This window comes from Microbacterium capsulatum, from assembly GCF_030865425.1.
Classification (GTDB): Bacteria; Actinomycetota; Actinomycetes; order Actinomycetales; family Microbacteriaceae; genus Microbacterium; species Microbacterium capsulatum.
Genome location: NZ_JAVFCB010000017.1, coordinates 1 through 17,148, shown reverse-complemented (window position 1 = coordinate 17,148; position 17,148 = coordinate 1). Strand labels below are relative to the sequence as shown.

The following is a 17,148-nucleotide window of genomic DNA, read 5'->3' as shown; positions in this document are numbered from 1 at the left end:
TGTGGATTCATCAGTCGGAAGACGGATCCTGCCGCAGAACGACACCGCGATAACCGCAGCCGCTCCCGTGCACGGAGAGGGAGGACGGGCAGCGCCCATCCTCCCTCTCCACCTGCGTCGCCGGCTACGCCGAGAAGTCCTCCGGCACCTCCAGCGGACGACGGGCGTAATACGCGGCCTTCGCCTTCGGGTAGAAGATCGCCAGCGGGATGATGCCGATCACGATCAGGCCCAGGCCCAGGCCGTTCACCACGGGCTCGTTGTTCGGGATGGCCGCGAAGAAGATGGACAGCATGAAGACCGCCCCCACGAAAGGCCACAGGCCGATCAGCAGGAAGTTCTTCACGGACTTGAACAGCACCTTGCGGAACCCGATGACCACGGCGAAGCCGGCCAGCGAGTAGTAGAACGCGATCTGCAGGCCGATCGACGAGATCGCCCAGCCGAGGATCGTCGCCACCGTGTCGCCGCCGAGGTTCGCCAGGACGAAGAGCACCAGCGAGACAGCGACGACGGTCAGAGTCGCGAACACCGGCGTCTTCCAACGGCGGTTGATGCGGCCGAACGCGAACGGGATGGTGCGGTCGCGCCCCATGGCGAAGAGCGTCCTGCTGACCTGCACGAGCGTGGTCTCGAGCGTCGCGATGGTCGACAGCGCGACCGCGACGATCATGATCTTGCCTCCGATGCCCGGCATGATCGCGTCGCCGAGGACGCCGAGCGCGTTCGCCGCGTTCTCCTGCAGCGTCTTGCCCGGAACCATCGTCAGGGTCAGCGTCGTGTAGACCTCGAAGAGGATGAAGACGATGACGATGCCGACGATGCCGGCAAGACCCGTCGTCTTGTGCGCGTTCTTGGTCTCTTCGCCGAGGTTGGCCGTGACGTCCCAGCCCCAGTAGTAGAAGGCCGCGATCAGGGCCGCCGCCACGAAGACACCGCCTCCGGTCAGGTGGCCGAAGCCGAACCAGTCCCACGAGAAGGTCTCGCCGCGATGGGAGGTGGTGATCGCACGAGGGATCGCGATCACGGCGAACACCACGAGGATGCCCACCTCGATGGTCGACATGATCCACTGCGCACGTTCGGTGGTGTGCACGCCGAAGATCACCGCGGCCGCCATCACCAGGAACCACGCTGCTCCGACGAGGGTCACGAGCAGGGTGTTGTTCGCCTGGTCGGGCGCGAACAGCGCGACGGTCATCGCTCCCGCCGGGATCGCACCCGCCACCATGAAGATCGTCGCGGAGATCACCACCGCCCACCCGGCGAGGAAGCCGAGGATCGGGTGCAGGCCGCGCGCGACCCACGAGAAGGACGCGCCGGCGTGGGTGTCCACCCGGGCGAGGTAGCTGAACGCGAACGCGATGCCGAGCATCGGGATGCCGCACCACAGCAGTGCGGCGGGAGCTCCGACGCCCGCGGCGCCGATCAGCAGTGCGGTGCTGGCCGCGATCGAGTAGGCGGGCGCACTGCCCGCGACCGCCATCAGCGTGGAGCCGGCCTTGGACACGCCGCCGGCCTGCAGCGCGTGCTCCTGATACTCGATCGCCCTCTGCAGAGACGTGTCCGTCTCGCGTGTTTCCTGGGCCATGAATTCCCCTGTCTCATCGTCGGGTGTGGGGGATGACAGAGGGACGCTAGCACCGCGGATCCGCCTCCGCCTAGAGCTGGTTCCGAAATTCTCCGAAGCCTATGGACGGGCTGAGATCTCGCGGGCCGAAAACCGCGGAATCACGCGGATTTTAAATGGTATGCCATTGTATCCGTTGCCGAATGTGACTTTGGCAATCAGAAGCGTTGCGCGTACGCCGATTCGGCCACGGGGGTCAGAGCGGGTCCGGGGGCGATTTCGGCGTGGGTGTACGGTCGGGCCATGACGGTCGAGCCAGGGACGGGCGACAAGCGACTGACGGCGGCGTTCCCGCGGGCCTGACCGCCGCAGGAGGATCCCGGACTATCGGACCTCGAACGCCAGGCGGGCTCCGAAGAGCACGAGCACGCCGCCGGTGCCGCGGTCGATCCAGCGGATGACCCGCGCGGAGCGGAGCCTCGGCGCGAGCCGGTTCGCACCGAGGATGATCAGTCCGAGCCAGACCAGACCGAGCAGACAGTGCACGCCGGCGAGCAGCATCCCGACGAACAACGGCGACTGCCCCGCCGGCACGAACTGCGGGATGGTCGCCATGTAGAAGACGCCGACCTTGGGGTTCGTGAGGTTGGTGACCAGCCCGAGAAGGAAACCGCTGCGACCGTTCGCCCTCTGCACGGCGACGACCTCGGGGTCCTGGCCCCGCCGGAAGGTCTTGACGATCATCGCGATGCCCATCCCCGCCAGATACGCCGCTCCGGCATAGCAGAGCACCGTGTATGCGGCTTCGCTCGCGGCGAGCAGGGCGGCGGCGCCGCTTGCGGCCGCCGCGCCCCAGATGAGTGTGCCGACCTGGATGCCCAGCAGCGCGGCGAAGCCGTATCGGCGCGATCGGGTGACGGTCCCGCGGATCACGAGGGCGGTGTCGAGGCCGGGAAGGATCGTGAGGAGCCCGACCACCAGCGCGAAGGAGAGGACGGCCTGTCCGAGTGTCATCACGGAAATCTATCGGAGGAGCGCCGTGAGATCACCAGAGGTTCGGAGATAAAAACGACGCTCAGCCTCTTCTTCACTCTCGAATGTCGGTGATCGGTTCTAGAGTCGGAACATGAGCATTCCTCTTGATCGTTACCTCCGCCGCGGGGCGGAGATCATGGAGGAGTGCGCCGCGCTCGATCGGGAGATCGCCCGGCTCGAGGCGAGGAAGGCAGCCCGGCTGGCGGAGCGCGTCGAGCTGCTGCTGGGGGTCGTGCGCCCTGGCGAGACGGGCTTCGATCAGGCCGAGCGATCGATGATCTGCGAGGTGTCTGCCGGCCTGCGGGTGACGCAGTTCGCGGCGGCGAAAGCCCTGGCGAACGCGCACACCCTGCACGATCGACTGCCCGCGGCACGGGCGGCGTTCGAGGTCGGCGAGATCTCGAGTTCGCATGTGGACGTCATCGTGGCGGCCGCCCGCGACATCCCCGTGGCGGACGTCTCCGCGATCGCAGCCTTCGAGGCCCAGGTGGTGCCGTACGCCGCCGCCGAGACCCGGGCGCGGACCAAGGCCTTCGCGGAGTGCGTCGTCGCGGCGGTCGCGCCGGCGCCGGTAGCGGAGCGGCACCGTCGTGCGCAGGACGAGCGGACCGTGTCCGTCACGGACGAGGGCGCGGGGATGTCGGCCCTGCATCTGACGGGGCCTTCTGTGCTCGTGCACGCCGCGTTCGACCTGGCAACGCAGGAGGGCCGGGCGATCCTGACCGCGGCGAAGCAGGCCGGACCGGACGAGAGCGGCGCGAGTGACGAGCGGAGGCTGGATCAGGTCCGCTTCGACCGCATCATGCTGCGGCTGCTGACGGGCCGCGTCGACGGCGATGCGGACGTCGTCGCCGCGATCCGCCCGATCGTGCAGGTGACGATCTCGGCCTCGGCCCTCCTCGGCTTCGACGAGCGGATGGCCGAGCTCGACGGGCACGGACCCCTGGACCCTGCGACCGCCCGGCTGTTCGCCGCATCGGCATCCTCGTGGGAAAGGCTCTTCCTCGACGAGCGGGGCATGGTCACCAGAACCAGCAGCTACCAGCCGACGGAGTCGATGAGGCGGTTCCTCCGCGCGAGGGATCGGACCTGCCGCTTCCCCGGCTGTCGGCAGCCTGCCCGGCGATGTCAGATCGACCACAACCACGACCACGCCCGGGGCGGCCCGACGGAGATCGGCAACCTCGCCTGCTTCTGCGAGCGGCATCACGCGATCAAGCACCCCGACCTCGATCCACGGTGGCGGTGGACGGCGCGCCAGGGGCCGGGCGGCGTCATCACCTGGATCAGCCCGGCCGGCGTCGAATACACCGACACGCCACCGCCGCGGGTGATGTTCGTGGACAGTAGGCCGGGTTCCGGGCGGGCCGCGGCCTGACGCCTGTCAGATCGCCAGCGCCTCCTTCGGCGCCCCACGGGACGGCGCGCGGCAGGCAGGCCCGGGCCGCGTCACAGCTCGATCTGCGACCCCATCACGATCACGCGGTCGCGCGGGAGGCCGAAGTGGTCGCTCGCGTCGGTGGTGATGTGGGATGCGGCGAGGAACAGCCGCTTGCGCCAGCGGGCCATGCCCTTCACGTTCCCCTCGCGCAGTTCGATCTTGGACAGGAAGTAGCTGGCCTTGTCGAGGTCGAGGAAGCCCTGCGTCTTCTCCGGCGGCAGGGTGCGCAGCGCCTTCGGCAGATCCGGCTTCTCCGCGTACCCGAATCGGGCGGAGATCTGCAGGATCCCGTCGTTCGGGTCGCCGAGGTCGTCGATCGTGAAGCGCTTGCCCTTCTTGATCCGCGGAACGGTGTCGATGATGACCGACAGGATGATGACCCGGGAATGGCGCACATGGTTGTGCTCGACGTTGGCGCGCAGCGCGAGCGGAGTGGTCGTGGCGCCCGGGTTGAGGAAGATGGCCGTACCGGGGACCCGGTCGACGAGCGAGGGGTGCGTGCGCAGCTTCTGCACGAACTCCGCCAGGGATCCCTCCGCCGTGGTGCGGCGGGCGGTGATCAGCTCGCGACCGCGCTCCCACGTCGTCATGACCGTGAACGCGACGAGCCCGATCACGAGCGGCAGCCAGGCGCCGTGCACGAACTTGGTGAGGTTCACCGCGACGAACAGCAGGTCGACGGTGATCAGCAGCGTGCCACCGACCCAGAGCACCCAGGGCGGCGTCTTCCAACGCCGCCGGGCGAGATAGAAGAAGAGGATGGTCGTCGTCGTGATCGCACCGGTGACGGCCATGCCGTACGCGAAGGCCAGCGCGGCGGAGCTGCGGAACGCGAACACCAGCGTGACCACCGAGACGGCCAGCAGCCAGTTGATCCACGGCACGTAGATCTGCCCGTGCGTCGACGTCGACGTGTGCAGCACCCGCAGCCGCGGCAGGTAGCCGAGTCCGGACGCCTGCGACGCGACCGAGAAGGCCCCGGAGATCACGGACTGCGAGGCGATCACGGTGGCGGCGGTCGCAAGGATGACGAACGCGATCCGCCCCCAGGTCGGCGCGAGCAGGAAGAACGGGGCGGTGATGTTGCCCTTGTCCTCCAGGACCAGCGCCCCCTGGCCGAGGTAGCTGAGGGCGCAGGCGGGGAACACGAGGAACAGCCAGGCGATGGTGATCGGCTTCCGGCCGAAGTGGCCCATGTCGGCGTACAGAGCCTCGGCTCCGGTCACCGACAGCACGACCGCGGCGAGCGCGAAGAACGCGATCTGGAAGTGCCCCACCATGAAGCCGATCGCGTAGGTGGGCAGCAGCGCCAGCAGGATCTCGGGCTTGTGCAGGATGCCGCCGATCCCGAGCAGCGCGACGATCACGAACCAGATCGCCATGACGGGCCCGAACAGCCGTCCCACCACGGCGCTGCCGAACTTCTGCAGCAGGAACAGGATCAGCAGGATGGCCGCGGTCGCCGGGACCACGACCTCGCCGAGATCGGGGTTGATCACCTTCAGGCCCTCGACGGCCGACAGCACCGAGATCGCCGGGGTGATCATGCTGTCACCCAGGAACAGTGCGGCGCCCAGCACCGCCAGGCCGGACAGGAACGTGACGGTGCGCTTCTTCCCCTTCGGCGCCCATCGCCGCAGCAGGGTGAGCAGCGCCATGATGCCGCCTTCCCCGTCGTTGTCCATCCGCATCGCCAGCGAGACGTAGGTGATCGTCACGATGAGGATGATCGACCACACGATCAGCGAGACCACGCCGTAGAGGTTCTCGGTGTTCAGCGGAACCGGATGCGGATCGCTCGGGTCGAATACGGTCTGCAATGTGTAGATCGGGCTGGTGCCGATGTCGCCGAACACGACGCCGAGCGCGCCGACGATCAACGCGAGCCGGAGAGGGCTGCGCCCGGTGGTGGTCGACACGACTGCCGCGAGGCTGTTCACACCCGAAGCCTAGAGCGCACTCCGCCAGATTTCGTGACCCTCACGGAATCCTCACGCGGCGGATCCGACCGCCTGCCGCCGTGCTCGTCCTGTTCCCCCGGGAACGGCCGCACCAGACAGACGACCGCCGTCGACCAAGCCGGGCGACGGCGGTCGTGAGTCGCGTCAACCGACGTCGATGCGCACCACCTGTCCGCTGAGACCGTGCGGTCCGTCGGCCGGCATGATCGACCAGTTCGACACGTACACCGCTCCCCCGCGGAATGCGAAGCCGGACGGGAAGAACAGGCTTCCCGCGCCGAACACCGTGCGCACGCCGGTCGGACTGATCCGGACGACGTCACCGGCAGGGTTGCCGGTCGGGCTCGGGTTCAGCCCGCTCGTCTGAAATTCGGTGACGTAGAAGTTGCCGCTTCCGTCGAACCCGCAGCCCTGGATCGTGCTGAAGCCCGTCCACTTGACGGCGGCGGAGCCGTTCGGCCACACCTGCCAGACCCGCGCGCCCCCAGGAGCGAACGTCCCGCCGAGCAGTTCGGTGACGTACAGCGAACCGTCCGGCGCGTTCGCGACGCAGGTCGCGACCGCGTCGGTGGGAGATCCCGGCGGCACATCGAAGTACGCCACCGTCGACACCGCCCCGCTCTTATCGACACGAGCGAGCAGGTTCGCGCCGGCATCGGCGACGTAGCGCGTGCTGCCGACGGTGATCACGGTGTTCGGGTTGGCGTCCGGGAACTGGTCCGGATTCAGACTCTGGTGGGCAGCCGTCCAGGCGAAGTCCGCGTCACCGGTCGCGGCGAACGACGACCACGTGCCCGCGGAGGCGTTGATCATCACTGTCCGCCCCAGCTCCGCACGCGCGGCGTCGACGATGGGGATCCCGTTCGGGGCGCCCTCCGTGATCGACGTATTCTCCGCGAACTGCCCCGTCAGGGCTTGCCCCTGCGACGAGACCGACACGAAGCCCTCGGCCCCGATGCCGGATCCGCTCGCGGCGGAGAAGAGACCGGTGACCGGATGCGAAAGAGTGCCGTTCGCCCAGACTCCGAGGCGTCCGGTGAGCCCACCGTACAGCGGCCCTTCGGGACCGGATCCGAGCGCCATCGGTCCACCGTGCCCGGCTTCCGCGATGTACAGCTGCCCGCCGGGACCGAAGGCGAGTCCCCTCGGATTGTCCAGTCCCGAGACGACGACATGGACGTCGCCCGGCGGCGGTGCCGCCGCGGCGAATGTCGCTCCGCCGAAGGCGGAAGCGGTCGCGATGAGCGCGCAGAAGACAGCGCGTACGGTCATCTTCGTTGATGCTTCCATTGACATGACTCCCTTTTCTAGCCCCAGTTAGTTGGTCACGTCTGGCGCGAACGCTAGCACCATCGAACGGTGGAAGGAAGGGCGGTTCGGAACGCCGGCCCTCTGACGTCTGTCAGAGGGCCGGCGCTCCGGGTTCTGCGCAGCCGGTCGAGTCAGCCCTTGCGGGGCGCGGTGACCTCGATGAGGGCGGCCGTGTTGTCCTGCATCGACTTCTTCACGCTGATCACGGTGCCGTAGCCCACGCCGGAGTCGGCGGGGTTGCCGGTGCCGAGCACCGTGAACCCGAGGTTCAGGCCGTACGCGGCCGTCGCCGGGGAGCCGTCGGGGTTGACGACGCGCGTGGTGTACGGCGCGTTGCCGACCGAGGGCACGACCGCGGAGCCGTCGCGCAGGCGGTTGTACAGGCTGCCGCCCCGCAGCTCGAGGCCGGCGACCCAGCCCTTGTCGTCGGTGAAGGTGCTCACCGGGGCGAGGGCATCGATCCTGGTGCAGTACTCCTTATATGCGGCATCGGCGATGCACTCGGTGAACGGGTACGTCTGCTGCACGCCGAACGCGGCGTTCGACGACTGTGCACGGCTCGGCAGGTTCTTCAGCACGGACGGATCGAACGCCGCCGCGTCGCCCGTGCGCCGCAGCGGGTCGAAGTGGCTGTCCACCAGCAGGAGGCCGCCCTTCGCGCCGTAGCTCGGCAGGCTCGTCAGGTTCGTGGTGACCTGGTTCGAGCTGCCGTAGGTGGTGTCGCGGTACCAGATGAGGGCGCCGGGCGCGTTGTACGCGACCTTCTCGACCTTCCACGCGTCGGTGTTGTAGACGCTGTTGTAGCCGTACCTCAGGCCGTTGTCGAAGCCGTCGAGGCTGCGCCACTCGACCAGGTAGTACTGCGCCTTGACCTGCGTGCCGCTGTCACGGGTCCAGCCGGGGCCGGTCGTGTCGGTGAAGGTCGAGTCGACCGCGGTCCAGCCGTTGTCGCCCGACTCGACGTCGTCGCTCCAGACGGTGGTGCCCGCGGCGGTCAGCGCGAAGTCGTCGGCGAACCAGCCGCGCTCCTGGAAGGCGGCGTCGGTCGCCTGACGCAGACGGAGCTGGATGTTCTGGCCCGCGTACGACGACAGGTCGACGTGGTCGTGACGCCAGCCGTTCGAGGATCCGGTCAGGCCGTACTTCTTGCCGCCGTAGTCCTTCATCCGCCCGTTCGGGTCGGCGTAGCCGTCGTTCGTCGAGACCAGTGCGCCGGACTCGTCGTAGACCTTCTGCTCGGTCCAGGTCGAGCCGCCGTCGGTGGACACCTCGACGAAGCCCATGTCCCAGTCCTGCTCGATGACGTAGTTGTTCCACATCGAGAAGGCTGCGCCGGCGGGCACGTCGTCGATCGACCGGGTCAGCCGCGCGTCGGCCCAGGCCTGGTCGGATCCGCTCCACCACATCTCGGTACCGCTGTGCGGCTGGGCGAGGGTCACCACCTTGTCCGGCAGGTTGATCTTGATGCCGTCCTCGGTGCCCTTCGCGGGACGCGACGTCTGCCCGACCTTGACGGTCTGGGCGGCGTCGCCGGGGTTCACGACCTTCGGATCCGCCCAGCCGAGCACCCACTTGTCCCAGATGCCCATGTGCGTCGGCATCGACTGGAAGATCGGGCCGGAGTGCGAGCCGGAGCTCATCAGGTCCCAGAAGTCGATGTCGGAGTTGCCCGCGTTCGACGTGTCGTACAGGTCGGGCAGGCCGAGATCGTGACCGTACTCGTGCGCGAAGACGCCGACGCCGGAGTCCTCGGGCTGCACGATGTAGTTCTGGATCCTGCGGTCCGTGCCGGGGATCGGCGCACCGCCTGCGACGTCGGACGAGTGCGCCCAGATGGCGTAGGTGCCCTGCGCACCGCCGCCGCCGGACTTGTCCTCACCGGCGTGCACGAGCACGACGTGGTCGATGATGCCGTCCGGCTCGAGCAGGTTGCCGTCGCCGTCGACGTCGCCCTGATCCTCGATGTCGTAGTCGGCCCACGGGAAGTCCGGGTTCTGCTGCGCGAGCGCGGCGACCGCGTCGATCGGCAGCTGGCCCGGTCCGAGGGGGTTGTCGGGGTGGCCCTGCATGTCCTGCATCGCGCCGGCCTCGTAGACGCCGGTCTCCGGGTTGAGGTGGCACACCGTGGCGCCGTAGTACGCCTCGGAGTGCGGGACCTTGACCCACGCGGTCGCGGACCCGGTGAGGGTGTAGGCGCCGCGGGACATCTCCTCGTACATGTTCTTCATCGTGTAGCCGGAGATGTCGAAGCCGGGCTTGCCGTCCGGACCGGTGAGGTCGGTGCGGACCCGATCCGTGATCCCCTTCTCGGAGAAGAGCATCTTGTTGTAGTGCTCGCTGGAGAAGTCGGGCACCCACATCGAGTTGTTGTCCTTGTGCGAGGCGTCCGCCGGGTTGGGGATCCCGTTGTGCAGCGTCGGGCCCTGGACGCCGCCCGGCTTGCACTCCGTCGCACCGAACTCGGTCGGCACCCAGAGGTTGCTGAAGTCGTCCGTGCCGTCGAACTCGACGAGGATCGTGAGCAGCTTGGCCTGCTGCGTTCCCTTGGACTGCTTCAGGTTCTTCGGGCTCTTGCCGGTCTTGACGGCCTTCGCCTCCGTCTTGGCGAGCTGCCGCGCCGCCTTCGGGTTGCCCTGCGAGTGCTTGCGGTCGTTCTCCTTGGCGCGCTCGAGCGCCTTGCCGCCGACCGGGCCCTTGGCGTTGCCCTTCGCGTCGGCGACCGCTTCGTCGTCGGACGCGTCGTACAGGCCCTCCACCCGCGGCGCCACGTAGTTGATGTAGTGGTCATCGCTGCCGGACCTCGACGCCGACGACGATCCCGCGTCCGCCTGCGCGGCGATCGCCGATGCTGCATTCGACGGGGTGGCGCTCGTGGGCGCGGCACTCGCAGGCGCCGCGCCGAACGTCGCCACTCCAGCGGCCGCGAGCACGAATGCCGAGGCCGTCGCCGTCACACGCCTTCGTGTGCGAGCAGTCTGTTCACTCATTGGTTCTCCGGTTCGTCCAGGCGCCGCCGGGAAGGTCTCTCGGCGGCGCCGATGTCGTGCACCGGTCAGGCGCACCGCTACCACCTTTACCGTGAAAACCCTATGTAAGGGAACAGGATCTGCTGAATGCGCAGGTGTGTTTGCGAAATCGGTATGGATCGACCCAGAGCGATGACGGCACCGTCCGAGCGCGCGTAGGGTCGGGCCATGAAGGCATTCTGGACGTTCCTCGTCATCGGCGTGGTCCTGATCGCCGTCGGCCTGATCTGGACCCTGCAGGGCCTCGACGTGCTGGGTGGATCGGTCATGAGCGGATCGCCCCTGTGGGCCACGATCGGACCGATCGTGCTCGTCGTCGGAGCGGTGCTGGTCGTGGTCGGGGTGGCGCGGCGCCGCCGGCATCAGCACTGATCCGCGACCGGGACATGAGCCGGATCCGAACCCCTAGGACCGGAACCGGACCCGGTTCGCACGAGCGCGGCTGATCTCGCCTGATGCAGGGGTCTCATTGCCCGTCGAGACAGAGCTGCGGCACGTCGACCTCTTGTCACCAGTCCCCAACGGGTGTATTTTCCCGCCATCGAGCACCCGCTGGGGAGCGGGTGCGACTTCGAGGGACGCGCACTGGGGACGTCTCCCGCGCAGTGCCGTTCGACCCACATCGACTCGGCAAACCGTCGCAGCCGATCCGTCACCCAGCCGTCATCTGCGGAAGGGATGACCGCCATGCACGCACCTCACCGGCGAGGACTCATCGCCCTCGTCTCCCTCGTCACCGTGATCGGCGCCATCGGCATCCAAGCTCCCGCCGCGTCGGCCGCGTCGCCGCGCGTGCCGCACTGCGTTGCGCCGGCCGGCGTGGACGTGCCCGCCGGGACGGACATCAATGCCCTGTTCGGTGAACAGGCGACGATCGCCAGCAACTACTACTCGTGCGGGTCGATCCCCGCAGGTTCGCCGTGGGTGGGCATCTTCGGCTTCTACTTCGCGAAGTCCTGGCTCCAGGTACCCCCAGGCTACGTCCCGGCGGCGCCGACCCCCCGTGAGGACTTCATCAAGAAGTTCGTGGGCATTCGCTACGTCGTCGATGCCGGCACGCCGCGAGAGTTCTCCGTCGAGTTCCCCAACAGCCCGAAGCTCTGGATCGGAGACATCGCCGGGTACGACCCGTCGATCGGCGACTACAGCCAGTACGACTGGGCCCAGGGAATGACATTGGGCGTCATGCGGCCGCTGAGCGTGGGCGTGCACACCGTCCAGAAGTCCGTGATCATGAGCGCCGTCCAGTGCGACGGCAACTTCGCTGTCTTCGAGTTGAGCTGCCTGCCTGCCGGCGAGACCACGGTCGGCACGAGCCAGTTCGAGTGGGTCGCGCATACGCCCTGAGCACACCACACGGGGATCGCAACGGGATACTGGGGCCATGGACGAGTGCTGCGTGCCGCGAGTGCCGAACGGATACGATCGCGAGTTCAACGCGCGCTTCGCTCGACGCCTCGTGAAGAACTACCGCCGGAATGGCCTGACGCCGAGTGCGAAGCTCGTCCTCGAGGTCGCCTCGTCCATCGGTCTCGACGGTGCCACGATCCTCGAGGTCGGCGGCGGGATCGGCGACATCCAACTCGAAGCCCTGAAACTCGGTGCCGCGCACACCAGCAACGTAGAGCTCTCCCCCGCCTACGAACCCGACGCGGGACGCCTGCTCGACGACGCGGGCCTCCGCGATCGCGTCACCAGGACCCTCGGCGTCGACCTCGCACGCACGCCCACGGCGGTCCCGCCCGCCGACATCGTCGTGCTGCACAGGGTCGTCTGCTGCTACCCCGACTACGAGCGACTGCTCACCGCTGCCGCAGGACGCGCACGGCGAGCCGTCGTGTTCAGCCACCCTCCGCGTGACCTCGGAGTACGCGTCGTGATCGGGACGATCAACACATTCTCACGACTCACCGGGAACCCGTATCGGATGTTCGCGCACCCGCCGGAGGCCATGGTCGACGTACTCCGCGGACAGGGCCTCGATCCAGTGCACCGCCGCACCGCGGGAACGTGGAACGTCGTGGGTGCTGTCAGGGCTTAGCGTCCACGTCAGAGGAGGGGCCTGCTGAAGGAACAGGCGACAGTTCGGTTTGGGCCGCGAGGGCCAGGCTGCAGCGGGCAGGCCTCAGCCCTGTGAGCCGTCGACCCGTCAGCTCAGGATGTCCTTCGTGGTGAAACGGCCGATCGCGAGCGCACCGAAGATCACGACGTAGGCGGCCTGCAGCCACGCGTTCTGGGCGTACGAGTCGAACAGGATGGGGCTGCGCAGCAGATCGGCGAAGCTCAGCCACAGGTGGGTCGGCAAGTACGGATGGATCGCGTCGAACTGGGGCAGCTGGTCGAGCACCTGCGACACCCCGGCGATGACGACGGTCGCGGCCATCGCGCCGACGGGCATCGAGGTGAGCGTCGAGATGAACAGTCCGATCGCGCAGAGTCCGAGCAGCGAGATGGCCGCGTAGCCGGCGAGCAGCAGCACGCGGCCGAACGCGTCCGCGAGGCTGACCGTGTCGCCGGAGAGCAGCGTCACGGGTCCGATGGGGAACAGCGCGGCGCCCGCAGCGACACCGCCGATCACGATTGCGAGCACCGCGGCGATCGTGAACACGCCGCTCGAGGTGAACTTCACCGCGAGGAGTCGCACGCGCCCGACGGGCGCGATCAGCAGGTAGCGCAGCGTGCCGAAGTTCGCCTCGCCCGCGATCGTGTCGCCGGCCACGACGGACACGGTGAGGGGCAGAAACAGGGGGATCGAGACGGTCAGCGCGGTGAAGACGACGAATAGGCCGTTGTCGGTGATGCTCCCGAGGAACGCGGGCCCGTGACCGCGCGAGCCCGCGGCCGTGAGCTTGACCGCGACGGCGATGAGGACCGGGACGAGAGCGAGCGCCACGAGCATGACGATCGTGCGCCAGCGCCGGAACACCGTCAGCAGCTCTGATCCGAGCAGCGCGAACGGCCGCCGGCGGGGGCCCGCCGTCATGACCTCACGCGTCGACATCGAAGCCCTCGCCGGTCAGCTCGACGAACCGCTCCTCGAGGCTCGCACCCGTCACCGCGATCCCGCGCACGCGCACCCCGTCGCCGACGAGGGCGGCGGTGACAGCCTCGACCTCCAGATCGACCGGGAGCACGGCATCCAGCTCGTCCGCGCTCGTGCGCTCTGGATCCACCCCGAGTCGGCGAAGAGTGGATGCGGCGGCCTCCGCATCCGGGGTCCGCACGTGCACGCGCGGTGCGCCTGCCGCGCGCAGGGCGTCAAGGGTGCCGCTGGTGACGAGCCGGCCCGAGCGCATCACGGCGACATGCGTGCACACCTGCTCGACCTCCGTCAGGAGATGGCTGGACAGGAACACCGTCGTGCCGTCGTCCGCAAGCGAGCGGATGAGGGAGCGCACCTCGCGGGTCCCCTGCGGGTCGAGTCCGTTGGTCGGCTCGTCGAGCACGAGCAGCTCGCGTGGGCCGAGAAGGGCCGCGGCCAGCCCCAGGCGCTGCTTCATGCCGAGCGAGTACGCGCCGGCCTTCTTACCCGCGGCAGCCCCCAGCCCCACTCGGTCGAGCGCACGATGGACCCTGGCGGCGCGCGTCGACCGTGACGAGGTCGGGTCGGCCGCGTCGAAGCGCGCGAGATTGGCGACTCCGGACAGGAACGGCGCGAATGCCGGACCCTCGACGAGTGCGCCGACCCTGGGCAGCACGGTCGCTCCAGCGCGCGGCATGTCACCGCCGAGGAGCCGGATGTCGCCGGCCGTGGGCGACGCGAGACCCAGCATCATCCGGATCGTCGTCGTCTTGCCCGACCCGTTCGGCCCGAGGAACCCGAACACCGCGCCGCGCGGCACCTCCAGATCCAGGCCGTCGACCGCAGCCCGCCCGCCGGAGCGGCGGAAGCGCTTCGTCAGGCCGCGCGTGACGATCGCCGGGTCGGCGACCGCCGTCGCGGTCGGGGCAGGAGCGATGCCGGTCGCGGCCGCCGTCACCGAGGGCTCACTTCGCAGCGGCGAGCAGAGCGGATCCGGGGACGGCGCCCGCGTACACGGTGCCGTCGTCACGGAGGTAGACCGTGAACAGCGAGGTCTGCAGCATCCGCCCGCCGTCCACCTTCTGCGTGAGTTCCTCGAACAGTGCCGCGTTCTTCCCGCTGAATGCAGAGGTCCCGGCATCCGTCTTGACGATCGTCGTCCAGCCCGAGCCGATCACGGTCGGCTTCGGCGCGCCGGTCGTCTCGGGCCGCATGCTGCGCGGGGCCGCGATCGGCAGTGCGAGGTCCTTGACGGTGGTTCCCTTCGGCGGCGTGAACGTGAAGACATCAGCGCCCGGCTGCGAGAAGTCGATCGTGCGGAACGCGACGCTGATGGCGGGCGCCGTTTGACCCCGTGCATCGACCCGGACGGCGAGCGGCACGCCGCTCTTCGCATCGACCGTGATGACGGCGTCGCCGACGAGCGTCGCCGAGGTGCGCGGCGCCAGCTTCACGTCGTACACGCCGTGACCGAGATATGTGCCGGTCGTGGCGGTGACAGCGGTGCTGGGCGTGATCGAGGAGATGAACCGGTCGGCGAGCGTCGCGGGGGTGGTGGTCTGCGGCATCCCGCTCTTCTCATGACCGGATGCGGTCACGTGCGTCGCCGTGTGCGCAGAGGCATCGTAGGTCCACACCGAGGTGCCGTTGCGGATGAGATCGCGTTCGCTGAGAGGGTCGAGCAGCTGGACCCGCTGCTTCGATGCGCCGTCGACGTACACCTGCGCCTTGTGCGAGCCGGTCACGAGCTCGAGGACGCTCGACGCGTCGAAACCGCTCGACGACCGCGGGGACGACATGGATGTCGGCAGCTGAGGGAGTCCGAGATCGGAGGTCTGCTCGACCGTGCCGGAGTAGTGAGCTTCGTGGCTGCCCGCGATGAGCGTCAGCACCTGAGCCGGGGTCTTCGTGGGCGGCGGCGACCCCGCATCGGCGATCGCCGGTACGGCGACCACGCCTGCGACGACGACGATCGGCGCGACGATCGCGGGAATCCAGCCTTTGCGCAGCGGCATCCGGATGCACCTCCCGGGCAGCGGTGCTGCCCTTGCCGCGAGTCTAAGTCTGGATCACCGCTGGCGGGCTGGGCGTTCTCTGTGTCACGGCTCGCCCGACTCAACGGTGTCGCGCGACGGCCCTCGCGTCGAGACCGATCTGCAGGAGCCGGCCCTCGAGTGGGTCGAAGAGCCGACGAAACGCAGCCGTCAATACCCGGGAGCTACGGCGATGATGGCGCCGTAGACGCGATCGAGAAGGACTGCGACGACGCCTCGGCCTCCGCCATCAGAAAGCGCTCCGCGTGCCCCGCGCTCATCAGCCGATCCAATCGGGGCACCGGTTCCCGGTGCTTCGGACCCAGCATCGACTCCCCGTGCTCACGAGTGGCTTGAGAAGTGCGCGGCAGACGCGCCACGCACCGCTCGAGTACGCGAAAACCCCCGATTTCTCGGGGGTTTTCATGGCGGTGACGGTGGTGTCTGGGTTCAGGACATCGTGAACGGCTGTCTCGGGACATCGTGAACGGCCCGCGCGTGTGGCGGCGGATGTCTCAGGACATCGTGAACGGTGGCCAAGTACGAAGTGCTGATCAAAGCCGTCACCGTCCAGAAGCTGTCCTACGGCGAGGTCGCCCGCCGTTACGGGGTCTCCAAGACCCTCGTGCATAAGCTGCACCACCGGTGGCTCGAGGAAGGAGACGGCGCGTTCGAGCCGAGATCGCGGCGCCCGCACGCCAGCCCGAACCGCACCGCCCCCACCGTGCGGGAGCGGATCCTCGCCCTGCGCGATCAGCTCGCCGCCGCTGGACTGGACAACGGCGCGGACACGATCGCGGAACTGCTCGCCCGGGAACGGGTCACCGTCTCCCGGGCAACGGTCTGGCGGATCCTCACCGCGGCCGGCCGGGTCAGCCCGCAGCCGCAGAAGCGGCCCCGCTCGTCCTGGCGCCGGTTCACCGCGGACCGCCCCAACGAGCTCTGGCAATCCGACTTCACCCACGTGACCCTCACCACCGGGCAAGAGGTCGAGGTCATCGGCTGGCTCGATGACCACTCCCGCTACCTGCTGCACCTGACCGCGCACCGCCGCGTCACCGGCCGCACCGTGACCGACACGTTCACCACCACCGCGACCGAACACGGCTACCCGGCCGCCACACTGACCGACAACGGCATGGTCTACACCACCCGCCTCGCCCGCGGCGGCCGAGGCCGCGGCGACGGCGGCGGGAACGGATTCGAGACCCTGCTCGCCACCCTGGGCATCACCCAGAAGAACGGGAAGCCGTTCAAACCCACCACGCAAGGCAAGATCGAAAGGTTCTGGCAGACGCTGAAGAAGCACCTCGCCACCCGACCAGCTCGGTCCCTGCTCGAGCTGCAGGCCACCCTCGACGCGTTCCGCGACCACTACAACCACGCCCGCCCACACCGCGCCATCGGCCGTCACACCCCCGCGTTCGCCTACCAGCTGATCCCGAAAGCGACCCCGACCGCGCCCGAGGACCCCGGCATCTGGCGCGTCCGCTACGACACCATCGACAACGACGGGAAGATCACCCTCCGCCACACCGGCCGCCTCTTGCACCTCGGCATCGGCAGAGCACACACCCGCGTCGAGATCATCTGCCTCGTCCACAACGACAACGCCACGATCATCGCCACGGCCACCGGCGAAATCCTCGCCGACTTCACCCTCGACCCCACCCGCAGCTACCAACGCAAAAACGGATGAACCCCCGAAACCGGGGGTTCATCCGTTCACGATGTCCTGAGACATCACAA

Annotated in this window: 13 protein-coding genes; 5 read left to right on the top strand and 8 right to left on the bottom strand. The window is 68.5% G+C overall.

Annotation, left to right across the window (positions count from 1 at the left end; genetic code table 11):
- Window positions 1-124: 124 nt before the first annotated feature.
- Together RBR11_RS18265 and RBR11_RS18260 are read right to left on the bottom strand one after the other, a co-directional pair.
- Window positions 125-1,591, bottom strand: coding sequence for an APC family permease (locus RBR11_RS18265; protein WP_308490816.1), 1,467 nt, complete (start codon window positions 1,589-1,591; stop codon window positions 125-127).
- A gap of 363 nt (window positions 1,592-1,954) precedes the next feature.
- Window positions 1,955-2,584 carry a LysE family translocator gene (locus RBR11_RS18260; protein ID WP_308490815.1) on the bottom strand — a complete coding sequence of 210 codons (630 nt, stop codon included), beginning with the start codon at window positions 2,582-2,584 and terminating at the stop codon, window positions 1,955-1,957.
- Between the two features lie 112 nt (window positions 2,585-2,696).
- Between RBR11_RS18260 and RBR11_RS18255 the strand changes: the two genes are divergently transcribed.
- Window positions 2,697-3,983, top strand: coding sequence for an HNH endonuclease signature motif containing protein (locus RBR11_RS18255; RefSeq protein WP_308490814.1), 1,287 nt, complete (start codon window positions 2,697-2,699; stop codon window positions 3,981-3,983).
- A gap of 71 nt (window positions 3,984-4,054) precedes the next feature.
- On the opposite strand, the gene RBR11_RS18250 is transcribed toward RBR11_RS18255, so the two are convergent.
- From RBR11_RS18250 to RBR11_RS18240, 3 genes are all read right to left on the bottom strand, one after another.
- A complete protein-coding gene (locus RBR11_RS18250) occupies window positions 4,055-5,986 on the bottom strand; it encodes a potassium transporter Kup (protein WP_308490813.1) in 1,932 nt (643 codons plus the stop codon).
- Window positions 5,987-6,151: 165 nt separating this feature from the next.
- Window positions 6,152-7,279 (bottom strand): ScyD/ScyE family protein, encoded by a 1,128-nt coding sequence (locus RBR11_RS18245; protein ID WP_308490812.1) that lies wholly within the window; start codon window positions 7,277-7,279, stop codon window positions 6,152-6,154.
- Between the two features lie 170 nt (window positions 7,280-7,449).
- Window positions 7,450-10,272 carry an immune inhibitor A domain-containing protein gene (locus RBR11_RS18240; protein WP_308490811.1) on the bottom strand — a complete coding sequence of 941 codons (2,823 nt, stop codon included), beginning with the start codon at window positions 10,270-10,272 and terminating at the stop codon, window positions 7,450-7,452.
- 240 nt (window positions 10,273-10,512) lie between these two features.
- Here RBR11_RS18240 and RBR11_RS18235 point away from each other — a divergent pair, with 240 nt between their 5' ends.
- The 3 genes from RBR11_RS18235 to RBR11_RS18225 all read left to right on the top strand — a co-directional run bounded on the left by RBR11_RS18235 (window position 10,513) and on the right by RBR11_RS18225 (window position 12,385).
- Window positions 10,513-10,716, top strand: coding sequence for a hypothetical protein (locus tag RBR11_RS18235; protein WP_308490810.1), 204 nt, complete (start codon window positions 10,513-10,515; stop codon window positions 10,714-10,716).
- Window positions 10,717-11,031: 315 nt separating this feature from the next.
- Window positions 11,032-11,691, top strand: a complete 660-nt coding sequence (locus RBR11_RS18230) for a hypothetical protein (RefSeq protein ID WP_308490809.1) — start codon at window positions 11,032-11,034, stop codon at window positions 11,689-11,691.
- A gap of 37 nt (window positions 11,692-11,728) precedes the next feature.
- Complete coding sequence (locus RBR11_RS18225; RefSeq protein ID WP_308490808.1) at window positions 11,729-12,385, top strand: SAM-dependent methyltransferase; 657 nt, start codon at window positions 11,729-11,731, stop codon at window positions 12,383-12,385.
- Window positions 12,386-12,493: 108 nt separating this feature from the next.
- Here RBR11_RS18225 and RBR11_RS18220 read toward each other — a convergent pair whose 3' ends face one another.
- From RBR11_RS18220 to RBR11_RS18210, 3 genes are read right to left on the bottom strand one after another with little or no spacing between them, the layout of a single operon-like run.
- Entirely contained in the window at window positions 12,494-13,327 is an 834-nt protein-coding gene (locus RBR11_RS18220; RefSeq protein WP_308490807.1) for an ABC transporter permease, read from the bottom strand.
- A 4-nt stretch (window positions 13,328-13,331) separates the two neighbouring features.
- Window positions 13,332-14,324, bottom strand: coding sequence for an ABC transporter ATP-binding protein (locus tag RBR11_RS18215; protein ID WP_308490806.1), 993 nt, complete (start codon window positions 14,322-14,324; stop codon window positions 13,332-13,334).
- Window positions 14,325-14,331: 7 nt separating this feature from the next.
- Window positions 14,332-15,381 (bottom strand): LolA family protein, encoded by a 1,050-nt coding sequence (locus RBR11_RS18210; RefSeq protein ID WP_308490805.1) that lies wholly within the window; start codon window positions 15,379-15,381, stop codon window positions 14,332-14,334.
- 550 nt (window positions 15,382-15,931) lie between these two features.
- On the opposite strand from RBR11_RS18210, the gene RBR11_RS18205 reads away from it, so the two are divergent.
- On the top strand, window positions 15,932-17,098 hold the full coding sequence (locus RBR11_RS18205) for an IS481 family transposase (RefSeq protein ID WP_308487778.1): 1,167 nt from the start codon (window positions 15,932-15,934) through the stop codon (window positions 17,096-17,098).
- The last annotated feature ends 50 nt before the right edge of the window (window positions 17,099-17,148 follow it).

Coding starts and splice junctions, on each gene's coding strand:
- RBR11_RS18265 (WP_308490816.1), bottom strand. CDS start 1,591: ATGGCCCAGGAAACACGCGAGACGGACACGTCTCTGCAGAGGGCGATC.
- RBR11_RS18260 (WP_308490815.1), bottom strand. CDS start 2,584: ATGACACTCGGACAGGCCGTCCTCTCCTTCGCGCTGGTGGTCGGGCTC.
- RBR11_RS18255 (WP_308490814.1), top strand. CDS start 2,697: ATGAGCATTCCTCTTGATCGTTACCTCCGCCGCGGGGCGGAGATCATG.
- RBR11_RS18245 (WP_308490812.1), bottom strand. CDS start 7,279: ATGACCGTACGCGCTGTCTTCTGCGCGCTCATCGCGACCGCTTCCGCC.
- RBR11_RS18235 (WP_308490810.1), top strand. CDS start 10,513: ATGAAGGCATTCTGGACGTTCCTCGTCATCGGCGTGGTCCTGATCGCC.
- RBR11_RS18230 (WP_308490809.1), top strand. CDS start 11,032: ATGCACGCACCTCACCGGCGAGGACTCATCGCCCTCGTCTCCCTCGTC.
- RBR11_RS18225 (WP_308490808.1), top strand. CDS start 11,729: ATGGACGAGTGCTGCGTGCCGCGAGTGCCGAACGGATACGATCGCGAG.
- RBR11_RS18220 (WP_308490807.1), bottom strand. CDS start 13,327: ATGACGGCGGGCCCCCGCCGGCGGCCGTTCGCGCTGCTCGGATCAGAG.
- RBR11_RS18210 (WP_308490805.1), bottom strand. CDS start 15,381: ATGCCGCTGCGCAAAGGCTGGATTCCCGCGATCGTCGCGCCGATCGTC.